Source organism: Nostoc sp. DSM 114159, from assembly GCF_053470285.1.
This window is the reverse complement of the sequence record NZ_JBPFEH010000001.1, coordinates 7,314,915-7,338,229: the sequence shown is the minus strand read 5'-3', so window position 1 is coordinate 7,338,229 and position 23,315 is coordinate 7,314,915. Positions and strand designations below refer to the sequence as shown.

At 39.5% G+C, this 23,315-nt stretch carries 6 protein-coding genes; all 6 read left to right on the top strand.

All coding sequences use genetic code 11. The annotated features are described in order from the left end of the window. Window positions 1-2,772 (top strand): non-ribosomal peptide synthetase, encoded by a 2,772-nt coding sequence (locus ACR5KR_RS31060; protein ID WP_448269191.1) that lies wholly within the window; start codon window positions 1-3, stop codon window positions 2,770-2,772. A gap of 35 nt (window positions 2,773-2,807) precedes the next feature. Beyond that, a complete protein-coding gene (locus ACR5KR_RS31055) occupies window positions 2,808-7,559 on the top strand; it encodes an SDR family oxidoreductase (RefSeq protein ID WP_448269190.1) in 4,752 nt (1,583 codons plus the stop codon). After that, the gene (locus ACR5KR_RS31050) at window positions 7,556-12,211 is read left to right on the top strand and encodes an amino acid adenylation domain-containing protein (RefSeq protein ID WP_448269189.1); all 4,656 of its coding nucleotides are present in this window, start codon (window positions 7,556-7,558) and stop codon (window positions 12,209-12,211) included. The genes ACR5KR_RS31055 and ACR5KR_RS31050 overlap by 4 nt, the downstream gene beginning before the upstream one ends. 1 nt (window position 12,212) lies before the next feature. Continuing rightward, complete coding sequence (locus tag ACR5KR_RS31045) at window positions 12,213-16,775, top strand: amino acid adenylation domain-containing protein (protein ID WP_448269188.1); 4,563 nt, start codon at window positions 12,213-12,215, stop codon at window positions 16,773-16,775. Window positions 16,776-16,932: 157 nt separating this feature from the next. Next, window positions 16,933-18,579, top strand: a complete 1,647-nt coding sequence (gene panP, locus ACR5KR_RS31040) for a pyridoxal-dependent aspartate 1-decarboxylase PanP (RefSeq protein WP_448269187.1) — start codon at window positions 16,933-16,935, stop codon at window positions 18,577-18,579. 46 nt (window positions 18,580-18,625) lie between these two features. After that, complete coding sequence (locus ACR5KR_RS31035) at window positions 18,626-23,308, top strand: SDR family NAD(P)-dependent oxidoreductase (RefSeq protein ID WP_448269186.1); 4,683 nt, start codon at window positions 18,626-18,628, stop codon at window positions 23,306-23,308. The last annotated feature ends 7 nt before the right edge of the window (window positions 23,309-23,315 follow it).

Here is a 23,315-nt window from a genome sequence, read left to right as displayed (position 1 = left end):
ATGAGTACAAAATCACACTCAAATGACTTATTGTCTCAAAAAATTTATTGGATAAATAAGTTATCAGGGGAACTACCAGAAACAAATCTAATGCTGGACTATGTAAGACCTTCATTTCCTACTGATAGAAACAAATCTCTTAGCTTTGATTTATCAAATGACTTATCTAAAGCAATCATTAAGCTAGCTAAAGGTTCTTATTTTTCAACGTACTTGATATTAGTGTCTGCATTGAATATATTACTACAAAAATATACTCGAAATAATGATGTTATTATTGGAATACCTATATATGAAGAAAATTGTACAGGTTGCGTAAATAGCAAAGTCATTCCCTTGCGTACTCAGGTAACACATCAACTTTCATTCAAAGATTTTATTTTTGAAGTAAAAGATGCAATTATCGGTGCTTTTAACAATCAAAACTATAATTTTAATGAGTTAATTAAGTTGTTAGAGCTATCAACAAGCCCTAATCGTTGTCCAATTTTTGACATAGTAGTTTTATTAGAAAATATTCATAGTAAAAAAGATTTAAATCAACTTAATAATGATATAACAGTTTGTTTTTCAGTTAATGGTGAAGATATTATTATTAATGTTGAGTATAAAGAACATCTTTTTCAAAGTGAAAATATAAAATTGATGATTAGGTATTATGCTAATGGTCTTGAAAGTATTATCAAAAATGTGAATGATAAAATATCAGATATTCTTTTTTTGAAAGAATCTGATACACACCAGTTATTGAAACAATATAACAACAATACTAAAAAATACCCAGTCGATCGGACAATAAATCAATTATTTGAAGAACAGGTATCTCAAACTCCAAACAAAATAGCTGTGGTTCACAAATTAACTAAATTAACCTATCAAGAAGTAAATATAAAAGCTAATCAAATAGCTCGATTATTGCGGAATATAGGAGTTTCTAAAGGAGACTTTGTAGGAATTTTTAAAAACCGCGATATCAATTTTTTGATTGCTATTCTTGCTATCCATAAGGCAGGTGGGGCATATGTGCCGATTGATAGTACTTATCCACCGAATCGAATTAAATATATGCTATCTAATAGCGAAGTTAAATTTATATTAACAGATTGTTCGCTATTAAATTCCTTATCAGAATTGGTAGAAGATGATTCAAAATTATCATCTATTATTTGTTTAGATGATGTCTTGAATAAAACTAAACTAGGGGCTAATAAAACAGAGCTTAAAATATATAGCAAGTGTGATTTTGAACGGCTACCTCATGACAATTTAGAACATCTGAATGATGCTGTGACTCCAGCTTATATGCTTTATACTTCAGGCTCTACAGGATTATCTAAAGGGGCAATTATTAGACATGATGGTGCAATAAATCATATTTATGCTCAATTTGATGAGTTGGAGTTCAGGTCGGAATTTTGTTTTCTCCAAAGCGCTCCTTCTTCAACAGATATTTCTGTATGGCAATTTTTGGCACCACTTTTAATTGGTGGAAAGACTATAATTGTAGATATCGAAACTGTTGCGATTCCCGAACAATTATTTGCAGTACTTAAATCAGAACAAATTACTGTTGTTGAATTAGTACCAACATTATTTGGAGGGTTACTTGAATATACTTCCCAATTACCAAACCATGAACGGATATTACCAGATTTAAAATGGATGATATTATCAGGTGAATCTGTATCGGTTAAATGGGTAAATAAGTGGCTTGAGATATACCCCCATATCAGAATTGCTAATGCTTATGGTCCTACCGAAGCTGCTGATGATATCACCCAGTTTATCGTTAACAAGCCTTTGCCAGAAAATCAGCGAACAGTTCCAATTGGTAAACCATTAGCAAACTTAAATCTCTACATTCTGGATGAAGAAATGCAGCTATTACCCATTGGTGTTCCTGGAGAAATCTGTGTATCGGGAATTGGTGTAGGTGATGGGTATTGGAAAAACGAAGAAAAAACCAGTTTAAGCTTTGTTCCTAACCCGTTTACAGATACCATAAACAGCCTACCTGGTAATCGCAGGGATTTAATTTATAAGACTGGAGATTTAGGAAGGTGGCTGACTGATGGGAACATCGAATTCCTTGGACGTATTGACCATCAAGTGAAGATTCGTGGTTTCCGGGTTGAACTTGGAGAAATTGAGACATTTTTAGGTCAGCACCCGAATGTACGTGAAAATGTAGTTGTGGTTCAACAGGAGCAAGCAGATAACGTGCAATTAGTTGCCTATGTGGTTGCGAAGACCGAAGTAGTTCCTAGTATTAGCGAACTCCGTAGCTTCTTGAAGGGAAAATTACCTGACCACATGATTCCTTCTGCCTTTGTAGTACTGAAAAATCTATCGCTAGCACCAAGCGGTAAAGTAGACCGTAAAGCTCTGCCTAAACCAGATAATCTTCGCCCAGAACTAGAAACAGCTTACGTGTCACCGCGAAATGAGATCGAGCGGACGGTTGCTGAGATTTGGCAAAAAGTACTTAAGGTGGAGAAAGTTGGCATTAAAGATAACTTTTTTGAACTCGGTGGTCATTCGCTAAATGTACTTCAGGTTTATAGCAAAGTGCGAGAACTTTTGAAAGCGGATTTAGCTATAACTGACCTTTTTAAATATCCGACTATAAATTCTTTATCACAGTATTTAACTCAAAAAGATAATAGTGATGAATTATTTGCATCTGAAAGTAATCAAATCAATGAAAATCTAGAAGCTGGTAAAGCTAGATTAAAACAAAGCCGCTTACGAAAGAAACAACAACTTATTTAAAAACGAATAGAAAATTAATTAAAAGGATAAAAATTATGTCTAAATCAGTAGATTATTTAAGTGACAAAACAGGCTTAGAAATAGCTATTATTGGGATGAGTGGCTGTTTTCCCAAATCTCAAAATATTGAGCGATTTTGGCAAAATATTCGAGACGGAGTAGAGTTAATTCATTATTTCACCGCTCAAGAGCTAAAAGATTTAGGTGTAGATTCTGCCGATCTGACAAACCCTTATTATGTCAGGGCGGAGGGTGTAGTTGAAGGTATAGATTTGTTTGATGCTTCATTCTTCGGTATAAATCCCAGAGAAGCTGAAATTATGGACCCCGGACTGCGTTTGTTTTTGGAACATGCATGGACAGCACTTGAAAATGCTGGTTATAGTTCCGAAGCTTACAGTCAGCCGATTGGAGTTTATGTGGGTACTAGTTTTGGCGGTTATTTACGTAATATTTATTCAAATTATGAAATTGTAGAATCTCTTGGTGAACAACAAATAGAAAAAGGAACTTCTGGAGCTTCCGTTACATTTGCTTCCTATAAATTAAACTTGCAGGGACCAAGTTATGCAGTTCAAACTACCTGCTCAAGTTCATTAGTTGCTTTACATTTAGCCTGCCAAGGTTTGCTTAGTGGCGAGTGTGATGTTGCTTTGGCGGCTGGAGTCTCAATATCAGAAGCAGTCGGTTATGTATATCAGCAAGATGGGACTTCATCTCCTGATGGACATTGCCGTGCTTTTGATGTCAAGGCCAAGGGATGTCCGAGAGGAAGGGGTTTAGGTGTTGTAGTTTTAAAGCGTTTAGAGGAGGCGATCGCAGATGGTGACTGCATCCATGCAGTCATCAAAGGTTCCGCCATTAATAATGATGGAGCAAACAAAGTTAGCTACACTGCACCCAGCGTTGACGGTCAGGCAAAGGTGATTAGAGCGGCTCAGATTATGGCTGAGGTGGAACCCGAAACAATTACCTATATAGAGGCTCACGGGACTGCAACCGCTCTAGGCGACCCCGTTGAAATTGCTGCTTTAACACAAGCTTTCCGCAGCAAAACTCAGAAAAAGGGCTTTTGTGCGATCGGTTCTTTGAAAACCAATATTGGACATTTGGACGAAGCTGCTGGTGTTGCAAGTTTAATCAAAACCGTTTTATCGCTCAAGCATAAACAGATACCACCTAGCTTAAACTTTGAAGAACCTAACCCCCAGATAGATTTTGCTAACAGTCCTTTTTACGTTAACAACACATTGTCTGAGTGGAAAAGCAATGACGCTCCTCGTCGTGCTGGAGTTAGTGCTTTTGGTTTTGGTGGGACAAATGCCCATGTAATTTTAGAAGAAGCGACCATAATTAAACCCTCTAGCCCTTCTCGGTCTTGGCAGTTATTATTACTTTCAGCCAAAACAAATACAGCACTGGAAACTGCTACAGAAAATCTGGCTAATTATCTCCAAAAGCATCCAGATTTCAATCTCGCTGATGTTGCTCATACTTTGCAAGTGGGTCGCTGGACTTTGAACCATCGCCGCATGGTAGTTTGCCAAGACCAAGGAGATGCAATCAAAGCACTGCAAGACCCTCAAATGGCTTTCACCCATTACCAAGAACCTTGTAATCGCTCGATTGTGTTTATGTTTTCTGGACAAGGTTCGCAGTATGTAAACATGGGTCGGGAATTATACGATAGTGAAACCGTATTTAGAGAGCAAGTTGATTACTGCTGCGAGCTGCTCATACCTCACTTAGAAGTAGACCTACGTACAATTTTCTACCCCTGTGAAGAAAAAACTCAAGAAGCAGCACAAAAATTACAGCAAACAGCAATTATTCAACCAGCTTTGTTTGTGCTTGAATATGCTCTAGCCAAGTTATTGATGGCCTGGGGTGTGCGTCCTGAGACTATGATTGGTCACGGTGTAGGAGAGTATGTAGCTGCCACTGTAGCAGGAGTTTTCTCTTTGGAAGATGCCTTGGCAATAGTAGTTACTCGCGGAAAACTAATGCAGCAATTGCCTGGTGGTGCTATGCTCTCGATTCAGCTTCCAGAACAAGAGGTAGAACAACTGCTAGAAAAGGAAATCTCTCTAGCTGCAAGCAATGCACCTTCTTCCTGCGTGGTGTCTGGTTCGACAGAAGCGATAGACCAATTGCAACAGAAGCTACAACAAATAGGTGTAAGCTGTAGAAATTTGCATACTTCCCACGCCTTTCATTCTCAAATGATGGAACCCATCATTGAGACTTTCACCTGGTCGTTACAAAAAATAAAACTCAATCCCCCGAAAATTCCTTTTGTGTCCAATGTTAGCGGAACTTGGATTACCGTAGCAGAAGCGACAGACCCTAACTATTGGGTTAGACATTTAGGGCAGCCAGTGCGTTTTAGCCAAGGGGTAACAGAGTTACTCAAACAGCCAGAGCAAATACTGTTGGAGATTGGCCCGGGAGGGACACTGAGTAGTTTGGCTAAACAACATCAAACAGATGAAGTGATAGCGTTAACCTCTATGCGACATCCTCAAGAGCAACAATCAGATGTAGCATTTTTACTCAATACCTTAGGTAGACTTTGGGTAGTAGGAGTTCAAATTGATTGGTCTGGTTTTTACGTAGATGAAAAGCGTCATCGTCTACCCTTACCTACTTATCCTTTTGAGCGCAAGCGTTACTGGCTGGAGGTAAATCGAAATGCACTTCTGGCAATGAAGTCGCCAAAAACCTTAGATAAAAAGCCAGATATTGCTGACTGGTTCTACATTCCTCGTTGGAGAGAATCTACACCGCTTGAGCTTTTCCAAAAACAAAAGCTGGTAGAACAAAAGTTATGTTGGCTAGTTTTTGTTGATACCTATGGAGTGGGATCAGAAATTGCAGAAAGACTCAAACAACAAGGTCACGATGTGATTACCGTCAAAGTCGCAGATAATTTTGCGAAACTTAGTGACTGTACATATACAATTAATCCCCAACAGAGAGATGATTATGATATCTTGCTTCAAACACTACGAGAGCAGAATTGGACTGCCCAGGGAATTGCCCATTTTTGGGGCGTTACTCCCAACGATACTCTACACTCTCAAGAGCTAGACGAACAAACACAACATCAATTTTTTGAAGATTGTCAGCATCTCGGTTTCTGGAGTCTACTTTTTTTAGCACAGGCCTTAGGAAAACAAGATATTAGCAATTCTCTGAAGCTGATGGTAGTCACCAGTAATTTATATGATGTAACTGGCGAGGAGAAATTATGCCCTTCTAAAGCAACCGTATTGGGGCCATGTAAGGTAATTCCCAAGGAATATTCAAACATATATTGCCGTAATATTGATATAGTAGTCAATTCTTTAAAAACCCCACTAGGACAAAATGTTTTAGACAATCTGATCGCCGAATTTGCAGCAGATCAAACAGATGAGATAGTTGCCTACCGTGGTTATCATCGCTGGATTCAATCCTTCGAGCCTGTGCATTTAGAACAGAGCATAGCTGATAAAACTAAGTTAAAGGAGAGAGGGGTTTACTTAATTACTGGTGGACTAGGCGGTATTGGTTTAGTATTAGCAGAACATCTAGCAAAGAAAGTGCAGGCTAGATTAGTTCTAGTTGGACGAAAGAGTATTCCCGAAAAAGATCATTGGCAAGAATGGTTGGCAACTCACGATCAACAAGATCGGGTTAGCCGGATAATTTGTAAAGTCCAAGTATTAGAGGCTCTTGGTGCAGAAGTTTTGGTAACCAGTGCGGATGTGACTAATTCCGAACAAATGCAGGCTGTGATTGCTCAGTCAACAGAAAAATTTGGTGTGATTAATGGTGTTATCCACGCAGCGGGTATTGCTGGTGGCGGTGTCATCCAACTTAAAACCCCGGATATAGCAAGCAAGGTACTCGCACCAAAAGTCAGAGGAACGATATTACTAGAGCAAGTTTTTCAGAATATTAATCTAGATTTCTTGGTACTTTGTTCATCCCAAAGTTCTATATTGGGTGAATTTGGACAGGTAGATTATTGCGCGGCTAATGCATTTCTTGATGTATATGCATATAATCAAGTTTCTAAATCTGGACGATTAACAATATCCATCGACTGGGATACTTGGCAAGAAGTAGGTATGGCAACGAAGATTATTTTACCAGATAATCTCAAATATCTAGCTGAAGATGTAGTTGCAGAAGAATTAAAAGAAGCAATAATGCCCCAAGAAGGCGCTGATGCTTTTGATCGCATTTTGGGAAGTGCCTTACCTCACGTTGTTGTGTCAACAAAAAATTTCTCAGATGTAATTAAGGAGAATCATTATCTCAATTTTCTGGAAGAAGGATTAAAACTTCTGGAAGATAACTTAGCTTCAGCTAGTATTTCCCAAGCAAACCATCCTCGCCCAAATCTAGGTAATGATTATGTTGCACCTAATAATGAAATTGAAGGAACTATTGCTCAAATCTGGCAACAGATACTGGGAATTAATCAAATAGGTATTTATGATAGTTTTTTTGATTTGGGAGGACATTCCCTATTAGCTACTCAACTTCTCTCTCGATTGCGTCAAGAGTTTCAAGTAAACCTGTCTCTGCATAGCTTTTTTGAAGCACCCACTATCATCGATCAAGCATTGATAGTTGAACAGACCCGAAGTTCGGGAGAAAGATATAGTATCAACATGATTCAAAGAATCGAGCGGAGTAATGGGCAACAGGTGTTGGCAAAGCTCGATCAAATTTCAGACCAAGAAGTTGAGTTACTGCTTAATAAGGTGTTAGCAGAAAAGGGAACTGAGCAATGACCAGTAATCACGAGAAGATTAATGATATTTCACCAGAAAAAAAACGTGAGTTGTTGGCAAAATTACTTCAAGAAAAGGTTAGCCAGCTTCAGACTTTTCCAATGTCTTTTGGTCAACAACGACTTTGGTTTATAGAGCAATTACAACCTGGTAACTTTGCTAATCACATATCGGCAGCTTTGCGTCTTACAGGTTTCCTGAATCAAGCTGCATTATTGCAAACCCTGGATGAAATAGTGCGACGCCACGAAGTTTTGCGAACTACTTTCGCAACGATAGAAGAAAAACCTGTTCAGGTAATTATTCCTAATTTAAGCTTGAATTTACCTACCATCAATCTGGAGAAATTATCTGAGGTTGAGCAAGAAGCTGAAGTTAAAAGATTAGTTATACAAGAAATTCAGCAACCCTTTAATTTGAGCCAAGCTCCATTACTGCGAGCTACTTTGCTGCGTCCCAAAGAAACAGAACACATTCTAGTGTTCACAATGCACCATATTATCTCTGACGGATGGTCAATGGGAGTACTGACTCAAGAAGTCGCAGTACTTTACGAAGCCTTCTCGAAAGGGCAACCTTCTTTGCTTTCAGAACTGCCAATACAGTATGTAGACTTTGCAGCTTGGCAGCGAAAACGGCTACAAGGAGAACTACTACAATCACAAATATCTTATTGGAAAAACCAGTTAGAGGGCGCACCAAAATTATTAGAGTTACCCACTGACTACCCACGACCTGCTGTTAGCAGCTTTCAGGGTGCCAGCTATTCATTTGAGTTATCTGATGATTTATATGTAGCCTTAAATAAATTGAGCCAGCAGCATGGAAGTACCTTATTTATGACTCTGTTGGCAGCCTTTAAAACATTACTATGGCGTTATACAGGTAGTGAAGATATTGTAGTTGGCTCGCCTATTGCTAATCGCGATCGCCCAGAATTAGAAGGATTAATTGGTTTTTTTGCTAATACAATTGCGCTGCGAACTAATTTGGCAGGTAATCCTACCTTTGAGGATCTACTAACTCGCGTGCGGACAAAGCTATTAGGAGCTTACGCCCATCAAGATTTACCTTTTGAGCAGCTAGTAGAAGAACTGCAACCACAACGAAACTTGAGCTACACGCCAGTATTTCAAGTAATGTTTGTGCTTCAGAATACACCAATGTCAGTTTTCGAGTTGCCTGGTTTGACTATAAGTCCCTTGACAATTGATAATGGTAGCGCCAAGTTTGATTTGACTCTAGAGATAACAGAAACACCACAAAAACTTTTTGCTAACCTCGAGTTTAATACAGATTTATTCGAGTCAAGTACTATTAAGCGGATGGCTGGACATTTCCAGATATTACTTAAAGAGATTATTGCAAACCCGAAACTACGGCTTTCAGAATTATCACTGCTAACAGAAGCAGAAAAACGTCAATTACTAGTGGAGTGGAATGACACTCAGGTTAATTATCCTCAAGATCAATGCATCCATCAGTTATTCGAGGCTCAAGTAGAACGCACACCTGATGCGATCGCAGTGGTGTTTGCAGACCAACAGTTGAGCTACTGCGAACTCAACGCCAGAGCAAATCAGCTAGCTCACTATTTGCAAACTTTAGGAGTAAAACCAGAAGTATTAGTTGGGATTTGCGTAGAGCGATCGCTCGAGATGATAATTGGGCTATTAGCCATCCTGAAAGCAGGTGGTGCATATATACCATTAGACCCCAGCTATCCTCAAGAACGCATTGCATTTATACTAGAAGATACTCAAGCCCCAGTGTTTTTAACTCAAGAGTCGCTTCTTGAGGCGATACCGCAACACAAAGCTAAAGTGGTTTGTTTAGATACCGATTGGCAGACAATTGCCCAACAAACTCAGGAAAATTTATTATCTCTTGTAACTAGTCAGAACCTAGCTTATGTCATCTATACCTCTGGTTCAACAGGCAGACCAAAAGGTGTAATGATTCAACACGCAAGCACAGTTGCAATGTTGGATTGGGCAAACAAAACCTTTGCGATGGAAGCTATGCAAGGAGTTTTAGCATCAACCTCAATTTGCTTCGATCTTTCGGTATTCGAGATATTTGTTCCTCTGTGTTGTGGTGGCAAAGTGATTTTAATCGAGAACGCACTCTTGTTACCAACTTCGTCAGTAGCCTTAGATGTAACCTTAATTAATACTGTCCCAAGTGTAATTTCACAGTTATTAAAAACTGATAGTATTCCAACTTCAGTGCAGATTGTGAATGTTGCAGGTGAACCACTTCATAATAAACTTGTACAACAACTTTATCAGCAAGATAATATACAAAAAGTATTTAACCTATATGGACCTTCAGAAGATACAACTTATTCAACCTTTGCCTGCATACACAAGGATACCAGCAACACTCCACCTATCGGTCGCCCGATTTACAACACCCAGATTTATTTATTAGATCAAAATTTACAACCTGTTCCTGTAGGTGTAGCAGGAATGTTGTATATTGGTGGTGCAGGTTTAGCCCGTGGTTATCTAAACAATGCAAAACTGACTGCGGAGAAATTTATTCCCAATCCTTACGCCAACTTGCCAGGGGAACGGTTATATAAAACTGGAGATCAAGCACGCTATTTGCCTAATGGAGAGATCGAATATATTGGTCGCGTTGACTATCAAGTAAAAGTCCGTGGTTTTCGTATTGAACTGTTAGAAATTGAAGCAGTTATTATTCAACACCCAGCAGTCCAAGAAGCTGTAGTTGTGGTTAATTTTTCACAGACGGATTCTCAACAAATAGTTGCCTATATAGTTCCACAAATAGAGCAAACGCTAACGATTTCTGAATTGCGTGGCTTTCTGGAGTCAAAGTTGCCAAGTTATATGGTGCCAGCAGCTTTTGTCATATTATCAGCACTACCATTAACACCTAATGGTAAGGTTGACCGTAAGGCACTACCTACACCTGATACAACTAAACCTGAAGACAAAGAACTAGTAGCACCGCAGACAACCCTTGAAAAGCAGTTGGCTGGAATCTGGACAGAAGTATTAGGCCTGAAAAATATAAGTATAAACGACAACTTTTTTGGATTAGGTGGGGATTCGATTCTTAGCCTTCAAGTAATATCCAAAGCCAACCAAACAGGGCTGCACCTAACTCCTAAACAGATGTTTCAGTACCAAACTATTGCCCAATTAGCGACAGTAATTGGTGCAACTCAGAAAATTCAAGCTGAACAAGGAGTTTTAACTGGAGCGCTAGAGCTAATACCTATTCAACACTGGTTTTTTGAACAAAAGCAACCAGAACCACACCATTGGAATCAAGCTGTATTATTAGAAAGCAAACAGAATATTGACCCTGTGGTTTTAGAGAAAATTATAAAGTTTCTACAAATACATCATGATGTACTACGTTTACGATTTATACAAGAGGAATTTAGTACTCAAGCACTTATTGTTAATCCTGATGATGTAATACCACTGACATACTTTGATTTCTCAGCACTGCCAAAAGATCGACAATCGCCAGCAATAGAGGCAGCAGCAACTAAACTTCAAGCTAGCTTAAATCTGTCACAAGGGCCGTTATTCCAGGTTGCGCTTTTCAACTTGGGCGACAATCAACCCAACCGCTTGCTTTGGATTATTCACCACTTAGCTGTTGATGGTGTCTCTTGGCGAATTTTAATTGAAGATTTTCAAACAGCTTACCAGCAAATTAGTCAAGGCAAAGTAATTAAGTTGCCACCCAAAACAACTTCTTACAAACAATGGTCTAGCCATCTACAAAAATATGCACAAGCTTCAGCACTACTTTCAGAGCTAGACTTTTGGCTGAGAACACAATATCAATCAGTTTCGTCTATACCAAGAGATTTTCCTGATGGAAATAATATAGAAGAAACCACTTATATGGTATCAGTATCGCTGTCTGTAGAAGAAACCCAAAGTTTGCTGCAACAAGTGCCAGCAGCTTACCAGACACAAATTAATGATGTATTGTTAACAGCACTTATACTAACGTTTAATCACTGGACGGCAGAAAATTCTCTACTAATTGACTTGGAAGGGCATGGGCGAGAAGAAATCTTTGAGGATGTGGACTTATCGAGGACTATCGGTTGGTTTACAACTATTTTCCCAGTACACCTAAAGCTGGAAAATGCCAACGAGCAAGGAAAAGTCTTGAAGTCAATAAAAGAGCAGCTACGAGCAATTCCAAATCGAGGTATTGGCTATGGATTACTGCGCTATCTTTGTCAGGACAAAAAAATAGCGGAAAAATTTTCCTCATCAAAGGCTGAAGTTGCTTTCAACTATTTAGGACAGTTCGATCAAATTTTATCAGAATCGTCTTTATTTAGCTTCGCACAGGAATCAAGTGGTTCTACTAAAAATTTGCAAAGTAAACGAACTCATTTACTGGAAATTAACGGTGGTATTTATCAAGGAAATTTAGAAATGAATTGGTATTACAGTAATCAGTTGCATCGACAAACCACGATTGAGGTACTTGCTCAGAAGTTTATTGAGGAACTGCGATCGCTGATTGCTCATTGCCTATCTCCCAATGCAGGTGGTTTTACCCCTTCCGATTTCGCAGATTTTCAGCAAAGCCAATGGGATCAAACCGATCTCGATGCCATTACAGCAGCTATGGGGGATATCTAACATGGGTGTGCAAAACAAAAACATTGAAGATTTTTATCCCCTCTCGCCTATGCAGCAGGGCATTCTGTTCCATAGTCTTGCAGATCCTAAATCTGGCATCTATTTTGAACAATTTAGCTGGACTCTCCACGGAAAACTCAACGTTACAGCCTTTCATCGGGCATGGCAGCATATTGTAGAACGATATTCCATTCTCCGAACCTGCTTTGTTTGGGAAGGCTTAAAAGAACCAGTACAAATTGTGCATCGACAGGTGGTTTTACCGTGGCAGGAGTATAATTGGCAGGATCTCTCCCCAGAAGAACAACAACAAAAGTTAGAACTTTTCTTACAAAGCGATCGCTCTAGTGGCTTTGAACTTAAGCAGCCACCATTGATGCGCTTAACACTGATTCAGCTTTCAGATATTTCCTATAATTTTACCTGGAGTCATCATCATCTGTTGCTAGATGGCTGGTCTGTTGCCTTAGTTTTTAAAGAAGTCCTTGCTTGTTACAAAGCTTTCAGCAATGGTCAAGATTTATACTTAGAATCAATTCGCCCGTATCGAGATTACATTGTCTGGCTACAGCAACAAAACCTATCTGAAGCTGAGACTTTCTGGCGACAGATGCTTAAAGGTTTTACCACTCCGACACAGCTATCGGTGAATCAAAAAGCTAGAAAATTACTGACTCAAACAGATGGCTATGACGAGCGAGAAGTTAAACTTTCTGTAGTAACAACAGCAGCATTGCAGTCTGTAGCAAAGCAACACCAGTTAACGCTGAACACTCTAGTACAGGGAGCCTGGGCTTTGCTATTGAGCTGCTACAGTGGTCAAGAAGACGTAGTTTTTGGGGCAGTAACTTCTGGTCGTCCCCCTACTTTACCTCAAGCCGAGTCTATGGTAGGGCTGTTTATCAACATGTTACCGATTAGAGTACAAGTATCACCGAAAGAATTTCTTTTGCCTTGGCTTCAGAAAATCAAAGATCGACTAGTTGAAGCACGGCAATACGAGTATTGTCCATTAGTGAAAGTCCAAGAATGGAGCGAAGTTTCCAAAGGTGTATCTCTGTTCGAGAGTATATTAGTTTTTGAGAACTATGCTGTAGATCCTTCCTTACGGCAGAGGGATATAAATTTGCAGATAGAGGAATTTCATAGCTTTGAAAAGACTAACTATCCGATAACCCTAAGCGTGAATCCAGGTGAGGAGTTGTTGCTCAATATTACTTGCGATGACAGCGATCGCTTCGACACTGACACTATCACCCGGATGCTAGGACATTTACAGACTTTGCTAGAGGGTATGTCCACCAATCCACAGCAACGTCTTGGTGAGTTATCGCTCTTAACAGAAGATGAGCGACATCAGTTACTTGTGGAGTGGAATCAAACTCAGGTTGAATATTCTCAAGATCAATGCATCCATCAGTTATTCGAGGCTCAAGTAGAACGTACACCTGATGCGATCGCAGTGGTGTTTGAAGACCAACAGTTGAGCTACTGCGAACTCAACGCCAGAGCCAATCAACTAGCATATTATTTACAAACTTTAGGAGTAAAACCAGAAGTATTAGTCGGGATTTGTGTAGAGCGATCGATCGAGATGATAATTGGGCTATTAGCTATCCTCAAAGCTGGGGGAGCCTACGTACCGATCGATCCAACCTATCCACAGCAGCGATTGGCACTGCTGCTAAATGATGCTCCACTTACAGTATTACTTACACAACAGTACCTACTAGCACAACTACCACCACATACAGCAAAAGTCATCTGCTTAGATGACGATATTAATTGGCAAGCCGGATCGTCAGCAATCAAACAAAACCCTGTAAATCAAACCACCCCTGCAAATCTAGTCTATGTGATTTATACATCAGGCTCTACTGGCACACCTAAAGGTGTCACTATTGAACATCAGTCTTTGGTAAACTTTGTCCAAGCAGCGATCGCACAATACCAACTACAAGCACAAGATCGGATCTTGCAATTTGCCTCCATCAGCTTTGATGCCGCTTGTGAAGAAATTTTTCCTTGTTTACTACACGGTGCGACTTTGGTATTGCGAACTGATGAAATGTTGGTTTCGATCGAAACTTTCTTAGAAAAATGCCAACAGCATTGTATATCGGTTTTAGATATACCTACTGCTTTTTGGCATCAGATAACTTCAGAACTTGCAACATCAGCATTAAAGCTACCAGAATCACTGCGCCTAGTTATTATTGGTGGCGAAAAAGCTTTACCAGATAAAGTTAACATTTGGCAACAGCAAGTAGAATCAGGCATACGTTTGATTAATAGCTATGGGCCGACAGAAACCACAGTAGTTGCTACAGTTTGCGACCTGACAACTGTAGAAGGGGAAGTGCCGATTGGCACACCGATCGCTAATATGCAAACTTATGTCTTAAATACTGATTTACAACCGGTTCCCATCGGTGTTTGGGGCGAATTGCACATTGGAGGAATTGGCGTAGCCAGAGGTTATCTGCACCAACCAGGACTAACAGATCAGAAGTTTATACCAAATCCTTTTAGCGATCGCCCAGGTTCTCGTCTTTACAAAACAGGCGATCGGGTACGCTACCGCAGCGATGGTCAAATTGAATTTAGCGATCGTATTGACAACCAAGTAAAAATTAGGGGCTTCCGTATTGAGCTAGGGGAAATAGAAGCACTCATCAACGAACATCCATCTGTTACGGAAGCAACAGTGATTTCTAGGAAAGATGTGTCAGACTACGAGCAGTTAGTGGCTTATGTAGTTGCTAATACATCTGATGTTGTAAAAGAGCAGACATCAGCAGTTGATTTGAACACTCAACAAGCCTCGCAGTGGCAGGCAGTTTTTGATAGCCTTTACAACGAGTTAGACTCAGAACAACAGTCAGGTTTTTATATCAAGGGCTGGGAAAGTAGCTATACAGGCTTGCATCTCCCCGATCGAGAAGTACGTGAATGGATGGATCAAACAGTTGAGCGGATTTCAGCTTTGCAACCAACCCACATCTTAGAAATTGGTTGTGGTGGTAGCGGTCTAATGCTTTTACGTTTTGCTCCTTATTGCACACAATACTGTGCAACTGATATTTCGCAAAATGCTCTAAACATTCTCCAGCAACAATTAAGCAACTTAGGGCAAAATTTGTCAGAAGTGAGCTTTATCCAGAAAGGAGCAGATGACTTCACTGGTATAAATACAGATACTTTCGATGCTGTCTTTATAGTCTCAGTAGCCCAATATTTTCCAAGTGTTGACTACTTATTAAAGGTGTTGGAAGGTGCTGTAAATGTAGTAGAGCCTGGAGGCTTTATATTTATAGGAGATGTTCGCAATTTTAGCTTACTAGAAGCTTTTCACACCTCTGTTCAACTACATAAAGCACCAGCCTCTCTCTCTGTAGAAAATTTACAGCAACTTGTGCAAAAGCAAATATTTGCAGAGAAACAGTTAGTTATCGATCCGGCCTTTTTTATCGCCTTAAAGCAGCATCTGCCCAAGATTAGTCATGTAGAAATTCATCTGGAACGCGGGCACTTTCATAATGAGTTGACTAAATTCCGCTACGATGTGATTATCCATGTAGGACATGACAATCCTTCAGTAGATATTTCATGGTTAGATTGGCAGCAAGCAAAGCTGACACTTGCATCTGTCCGCCAATTACTTATAGACACTAAGCCGGATATTTTAGGAATTGTTAATGTGCCTAATGCTCGTGTCTTGCCAGATATAAAAGCTCTAGAATTACTCAAAAAGTCCAAAGACTTAACAAATGTTGGTGAGGTACGCCAAGCTCTTCAGGCAATAGCAACAACTGGCGTAGACCCCGAAGAATTATGGGCTGTTAGTGAAGAATTACCTTATATCGTCGATATTAGCTGGTCAGACGATAGTGTCGATGGTCAATACCAGGTAGTATTCAAAAAGCGCACTGTAGCATCACAAATAAAGCCTATAATGATGGCTCCTCCTGGCAGTGGAAAAACAGCTAGCTCTCAAACTTGGAGTGATTTTACTAATACTCCACTACAGCAGATGTCTAATACTCAGGTTGTGTCTCAATTACGGCAGCATTTAGAGGCAAAGCTGCCGAACTACATGATGCCGTCAGCGTTCGTGATGCTAGATGCACTACCACTTACACCTAATGGTAAGGTCGATCGCCAAGCATTGCCTGCACCTGGTACCACAAGACCTAAATTAGAAGCAGCTTATCAGCCACCCGAAACCGAAATAGAAAAAACTATTGCTAGTATATGGCAAGAAATACTGAATGTTGAGAACGTGGGAATTCATGACAATTTCTTTGAACTTGGTGGTCATTCATTGCTATTAATTCAGGTTCATAGCAAGTTGCAAAAAGTATTTCAGGGAGATTTCACCTTGGTTGATATGTTTGAATATCCGACTATAAGTCACTTGGCTAAATATTTTAGTCAGGAATCTAGCGAAGAAACACCTGTTTTACTAGCTGCTCATTACCCAAAGAGCAGAACGGCTTCAATACAGCGGCGAAAACAAGTTAGAAAAGAGTATCGAGAAGCAACAAAGCAAAAAGATGTTTAGTCTCAACAAGGCATTGAAGAAATAAGGGCGATCGCTAGAAGATGGATACCTTATAAAATCGAACATTTTAGAAAGTGCTCATAACACTTAAAAAAAAGAAGGCAAAACCTTCTTATTTCAAAAATGAAGTATAAAAATTTATTGCAACAAATACAATATGACATCGAGCAGCCAAGAAATGCTAAACAAGAATTACCTTTTTGAATCTGAACAGGTATTACATGATGGGATAGAGGAGCAAGTAATGCAAATGTTTGCTTCATTCAATCAGGTAAACTCTATTGAAAAACAAATAGATGAAATAACTGATAATATTTCTCAAGATTTTTTAAGCAATATTGACTCTAATACCAATATTGATTTAGACTCACTACTAGAAAAGTTTTCTGATAGTAAAATTCCACTTCAGCCCACTAACTTTGAGGGCTATCTCAAGTACATAGGCAATAATCTTGTTGCTCATTCAATACATACATCTTCGCCACGATTTATTGGTCACATGACCTCGGCACTTCCTAGTTTTGTACGCCCTTTGGCTAAACTCATGACGGCAATGAATCAAAACGCCGTCAAAATAGAGACAGCTAAAGCCCTCACCTTTTGTGAACGTGAGGCTTTGGCTATGTTGCATCGACAGATTTATAATTTTTCTGATGGTTTTTACACTCAACATATTCAAAACAACCTCAGTACACTAGGAATCTTAGTTTCTGGTGGAACAGTGGCGAATATCTCAGCACTTTGGTGCGCGCGAAATGCTTCACTAGGGCCAAAAGATGGATTTCTCGGCGTAGAAAAAGAAGGTTTAGCAGCTGCTCTAGATTTCTATGGCTACAAAGGAGCAGTAATTATTGGCTCTGACTTGATGCACTACTCTTTTGATAAAGCTGCGGATTTGATGGGCATTGGTACTCATAGTTTGATGAGAATCCCTGCTGACTGTAATAATCGAGTTAACTTACAAGCACTGCGCCAAACTGTTATAGACTGTCGTAACCAAAACTTACTAATTATCGCAATTGTAGGGGTTGCTGGCACAACAGATTCAGGTGGAGTTGATTCCCTTAAAGATATTGCGGAGATTGCACAAGAAGCCAATGCTCATTTTCACGTAGATGCTGCTTGGGGTGGCCCGCTGATTTTTTCTGAACAATATCGGTATAAGCTTGCTGGTATAGAAAAAGCTGATTCAGTCACTATTGATGGACATAAACAACTATATTTGCCAATGGGTATTGGTATGGTCTTTTTCCGCAACCCCTATCTAGCTTCTTCAATCGAAAAACAGGCTAGCTATACCATGCGTAAGGGATCGTTTGATTTAGGTAAACGTGCTTTAGAAGGTTCTCGGCCGGGCATGGCTTTATTTTTACACGCTGGTCTAAAACTGATTGGGCTTAAGGGATATGAGTTTTTAATTGATGAAGGAATCCGCAAAACTCAATACATGGCTGCTCGGATTTCGGCGATGCCTGAATTTGAATTGTTGGCAGAACCTGATACTAATCTATTAATCTATCGCTATATTCCAGAGCAATTTAGAGGGCTGATTGCCAAAACACAGTTAACAGAAACAGATAATAAGATTATCAATAATTTTAATGAATATTTACAAAAGATGCAGCGTCATATCGGTCGTACTTTTATCTCACGAACAACAAAAATAATTATTAGCTTGGACAAAGAAATTCCTGTAATTGCCATGCGTGCAGTAATTGCTAATCCATTAACTACTGAAGAAGATATTGAGGCTGTTTTAAATGACCAAATTCAGATTGCTGCTGAAATTTCACTGTCATATTGAACAACTTGCTATTAAAAAATAAATATTTATTATCAGGTTTTGACTTATGGATATAGCCAATAATTTTATTCATAGCTTAAATGAGAATCTTCAAGACGAAATTGCTATTATTGGTATGGCGGGTCGTTTTCCGGGATCAAATGAAATTGATAACTTTTGGAACAACCTGCGGGATGGCGTAGAGTCAATTTCTTTTTTCACGAATGAAGAACTAATATCTGCTGGGGTAGATCGATCATTGCTTAACGAACCCAATTACGTGAAGGCAAGCGGTATATTAGAAGATATAGAGTTATTTGATGCTTCATTTTTTGGTTTTTCCCCCAGAGAAGCTGAACTTACAGACCCACAACACCGTCTTTTTATGGAAAGTGTTTGGGAAGCTTTAGAAAATGCTGGCTATAATTCGGAAACTTATAGCGGTCAAATAGGTCTTTTCGCTGGTCTTGCTGCCAGTTCCTACCTGCTATCAAACTTATATTCCCATCGGGATTTGATGGAATCAGAAGGCAGTATTACTATTGGGAATGATAAGGATTTTCTCCCAACACAAATTTCTTACAAATTAAACTTAAGAGGGCCAAGTATCAATGTTCAGACAGCCTGTTCTACATCATTGGTTGCTGTTCACCTAGCCTGCCAAAGTTTACTAAATGGTGAAAGTGATATGGCTTTGGCCGGGGGTGTTAGCGTTGGAGTGCCGCAAAAAACTGGTTACCACTATCAACAAGGAGGAATTTATTCTCCTGATGGTCATTGTCGAGCTTTTGATGCTCAAGCGAAAGGAACTAATGGTGGCAGTGGTTTAGGTGTAGTAGTCTTGAAAAGATTAGAGGATGCTATTGCTGATGGTGATTTTATTTATGCAGTAATCAAAGGTTCAGCTGTTAATAACGATGGCTCTTTAAAGGTTGGATATACAGCCCCTAGTGTTGATGGTCAAAGGAAAGTTATTTTAGAAGCTTTAGCTTTAGCCGGAGTCGAACCTGAGACTGTTTCTTATGTAGAAACGCACGGTACAGGAACTATCTTAGGAGACCCGATTGAAATTAAAGCTCTTACACAAGCTTTTCGTGCTAGCACAAATAAAAAAGGTTTTTGTGCTATTGGTTCAGTCAAGACCAATGTTGGACATTTGGATACAGCAGCTGGTGTAACAGGCTTAATTAAAACAGTTCTGGCATTAAAACATAAACAAATACCTCCAAGTTTGCACTTTCAAGAGCCAAATCCACAGATAGACTTTGCTAATAGCCCCTTTTACGTCAATACCAAATTATCCGAGTGGAAAACCAACGGAACACCCCGCAGAGCAGGTGTGAGTTCTTTTGGTATTGGCGGGACTAATGCCCATGTTATTTTGGAAGAAGCTCCAGTAGAGACGCGCCAAGTTGCGTCTCTACACTCCCGTCCGTGGCAATTGTTGTTGCTCTCAGCCAAAACCGGCACAGCTTTAGACACTGCAACAGCACAATTGCGTGATTATTTAGAGCAAAACCTCGATATTCCCCTACCAGATGTCGCTCACACCCTACAAGTAGGTCGTCGAGCTTTTGACTATCGCCGTATCGTGATTTGCCAAGACCCAAATGATGCAGTGAAATCGCTTAACAGCCAATACCCACAACGTATTTTTAGTTACCACTACAAGCCAGGTTGCTGTCCAGTCATCTTGATGTTTTCAGGACAAGGGTCACAGTATGCAAACATGGGTCGGGAACTGTATGAAGTCGAACCGACGTTTAAAAAACATGTAGATACTTGCGCTGTGATTTTGCAAGAGCATCTAGGTATTGATATCCGTTCCTTACTTTATCCCAGAGAAGAAGACACTCAAGCAGCTAGTTTGCAACTACAACAAACAGCCCTGACCCAAAGCGCGTTATTCGTTACAGAGTACGCCCTGACTCAGTTATTAATGTCTTGGGGTGTGCGACCAGAAGCAATGATTGGTCATAGTATTGGGGAATATGTCGCCGCAACCATTGCAGATGTATTTTCTCTCGAAGATGCCTTAAAAATTGTGGCAAAAAGAGGACAGTTGATGCAACAGTTGCCATCTGGGAGTATGCTGGCAATTAGGCTACCAGAAAAAGATGTGCAGTTGCTGCTGTCTGCACAAACGTTGTATCAAACATCTCTACAAATCGCAGCGATTAACAGCCCATCTTCTTGTGTAGTTTCCGGAACAAACCAAGCAGTTGCAGCCCTAGAAAAACAATTATCCTCTCAAGAAGTTGAATGTCGGCTGTTGCATACATCTCATGGATTTCATTCGGCGATGATGGAGCCAATATTGCCAGCATTTATTCAGGTGATAAAAACAGTCAAACTGAATCCACCACGCATCCGGTTTATTTCTAATGTAACTGGCAGTTGGATTAGTCAAGAGCAAGCGACAAATCCGAATTATTGGTGTCAACATTTACGAGAAACTGTCAGATTTTCAGATGGGATATCCCAACTCATACAGCAATTTGAAGGTGTTTTTCTGGAGGTGGGACCAGGGCGAACTTTAAGTACATTAACGACACAGCATTTGGACGGAAATGCCAAGCAACAGGTATTGACTTCCTTACGCCATGTTAAAGAACAGCAATCGGATGTTGCTTGGTTGTTGCAAACATTAGGTCGCTTGTGGCTTTCTGGTGTCGAAATAGATTGGTCGGGATTTTATACCCATGAGCAGCGTCATCGTTTACCTTTGCCTACTTATCCTTTTGAACGACAAAGGTACTGGATTGAACCTAACAAGCAAGGACAAGATGAGCGTCACACTCCAGTATCACTGGGTAAAAAACCTGATATAGCCGACTGGTTCTATATCCCTTTTTGGAAGCCTTCTTTGCCACCATTACAACTTGAACATCAAGAATTAGCATCTGAGAAGGCTTGCACTTTGGTGTTTATCGATGAGTGTGGCTTGGGTAGTAAATTGGTTAAACAATTAGAAACACAAAACCAGGATGTAATTACTGTAAAAGTTGCTGAGAGTTTTAGCATACTAAGTGAATATCAATATACTATTAATCCGAAAAATAATTATGACTACGATATTTTACTCCAGGAGCTTTATAAGCAAAATAAGTTGCCAAAAACGATTGCTCATTTATGGAATATTACACCTAGTATTGACGAAGAATTAGAAATTGAAAAAGTTGAAAAAGCTCAAGTAATAGGATTTTACAGCCTGCTATATCTTGCTCAAGCTTTAGGAAAACTAGAAACTAGTAATGATTTTCAAATTACAGTTATTTCTAACGACCTACAGTCAGTAAATGGCAATGAAGTGCTTTGTCCGGAGAAAGCTACTTTACTTGGGCCAATTAAAGTCATATCTCAAGAATATTCAAATATAAACTGTCGTAGTATTGATGTTATACTTGCAAACCAACGAAATTGGCAAGAAGAAAAACTTGTAGAGCAATTGCTGGCGGAACTGATAGTTCCTGATTCGGAAAAACTCATTGCTTATCGAGGTTTAAACCGTTGGGTACAATCTTTTGAACCTGTGCGCTTCGATAAAGCTAAAATCGAAAAGCCTCGACTAAGAGAAAAAGGAGTCTATTTAATTACAGGTGGACTCGGAGGTATTGGACTTGTTTTAGCAAAATACTTGGCTCGAACTGTACAAGCAAAACTAGTATTGATAGGACGTTCTGGTTTACCCAAAAAAGACGAATGGTCTCAATGGCTTGCTACTCACGATGAAACTGATAGGACTAGCTACAAAATTCGCAAAGTTCAAGAAATTGAAGACTTAGGTGCAGAAGTTTTAGCGGTGAGTGCTGATGTGAGCAACATCGAAAAAATGCAAAGTGTCATTACTCGAACTGAACACCAATTTGGTCAGTTAAACGGTATCATCCATGCTGCTGGAATTCCTGGAGGCGGTGTCATTCAGCGAAAAACTCAAGCAGAAGCAGAAAGTATTCTGGCTCCGAAAGTCAAAGGTACAGTAGTTATTGATTCACTTGTCAAAGATATTCAGTTAGATTTCTTTATTCTAGTATCATCAAGCACCTCAATTTTAGGGGATTTTGGACAAGTAGACTATTGTGGAGCAAATGCTTTTCTTGATGCCTTTGCTCACCGTAATGCCTCAAAACATGGCAAATTTACTACAAGTATCAACTGGGATGCTTGGCAAGAAGTTGGAATGGCTATAAACACAGGAATTCCTCAACACCTCCAAGAATCACGAATAGAAGAGCTTAAACAAGGCATATTACCTAATGAGGGTGTAGAGGTTTTTCTACGTACTTTGGGAAATACAATATCTCAAGTTGTAATATCTACCTCTGACTTCTTGGATAAACTCAGACATTATAATTCTTCCAAACAAATACAATCCCTAGAATTTTTAGAAACTGCCAATCTATCTAGCTCAAAATATCCCCGGCCGGAATTAAGTAATGATTATGTTGCTCCTCGAAATAAAATTGAGGAACAGCTATTTGAAATTTGGCAACAAATCCTTGGCATTGAAAGGATAGGAATCCATGATAATTTTTTTGAACTTGGTGGTGATTCGCTGATAGGTATTCAACTTATTGCAACGTTAAATAAGATATTTAAGGTAAATATTTCTGTTGCAAAACTTTATGAATATCCGAACATCAGTTCGATGGCAAAGATTTTTACACCTGAAGAATCTCAGGAAAATATTTTTGAACAAAGACTAATGCGAGGACAGAAGAGAAGACAGATGAAAATCAAAAGTAACTAAAATATGT

Bases quoted from the DNA above. Each gene is read 5' to 3' on its own strand.
- ACR5KR_RS31060 (WP_448269191.1), top strand. From the start codon at position 1: ATGAGTACAAAATCACACTCAAATGACTTATTGTCTCAAAAAATTTAT.
- ACR5KR_RS31055 (WP_448269190.1), top strand. From the start codon at position 2,808: ATGTCTAAATCAGTAGATTATTTAAGTGACAAAACAGGCTTAGAAATA.
- ACR5KR_RS31045 (WP_448269188.1), top strand. From the start codon at position 12,213: ATGGGTGTGCAAAACAAAAACATTGAAGATTTTTATCCCCTCTCGCCT.
- panP (WP_448269187.1), top strand. From the start codon at position 16,933: ATGACATCGAGCAGCCAAGAAATGCTAAACAAGAATTACCTTTTTGAA.
- ACR5KR_RS31035 (WP_448269186.1), top strand. From the start codon at position 18,626: ATGGATATAGCCAATAATTTTATTCATAGCTTAAATGAGAATCTTCAA.
- ACR5KR_RS31050 (WP_448269189.1), top strand. From the start codon at position 7,556: ATGACCAGTAATCACGAGAAGATTAATGATATTTCACCAGAAAAAAAA.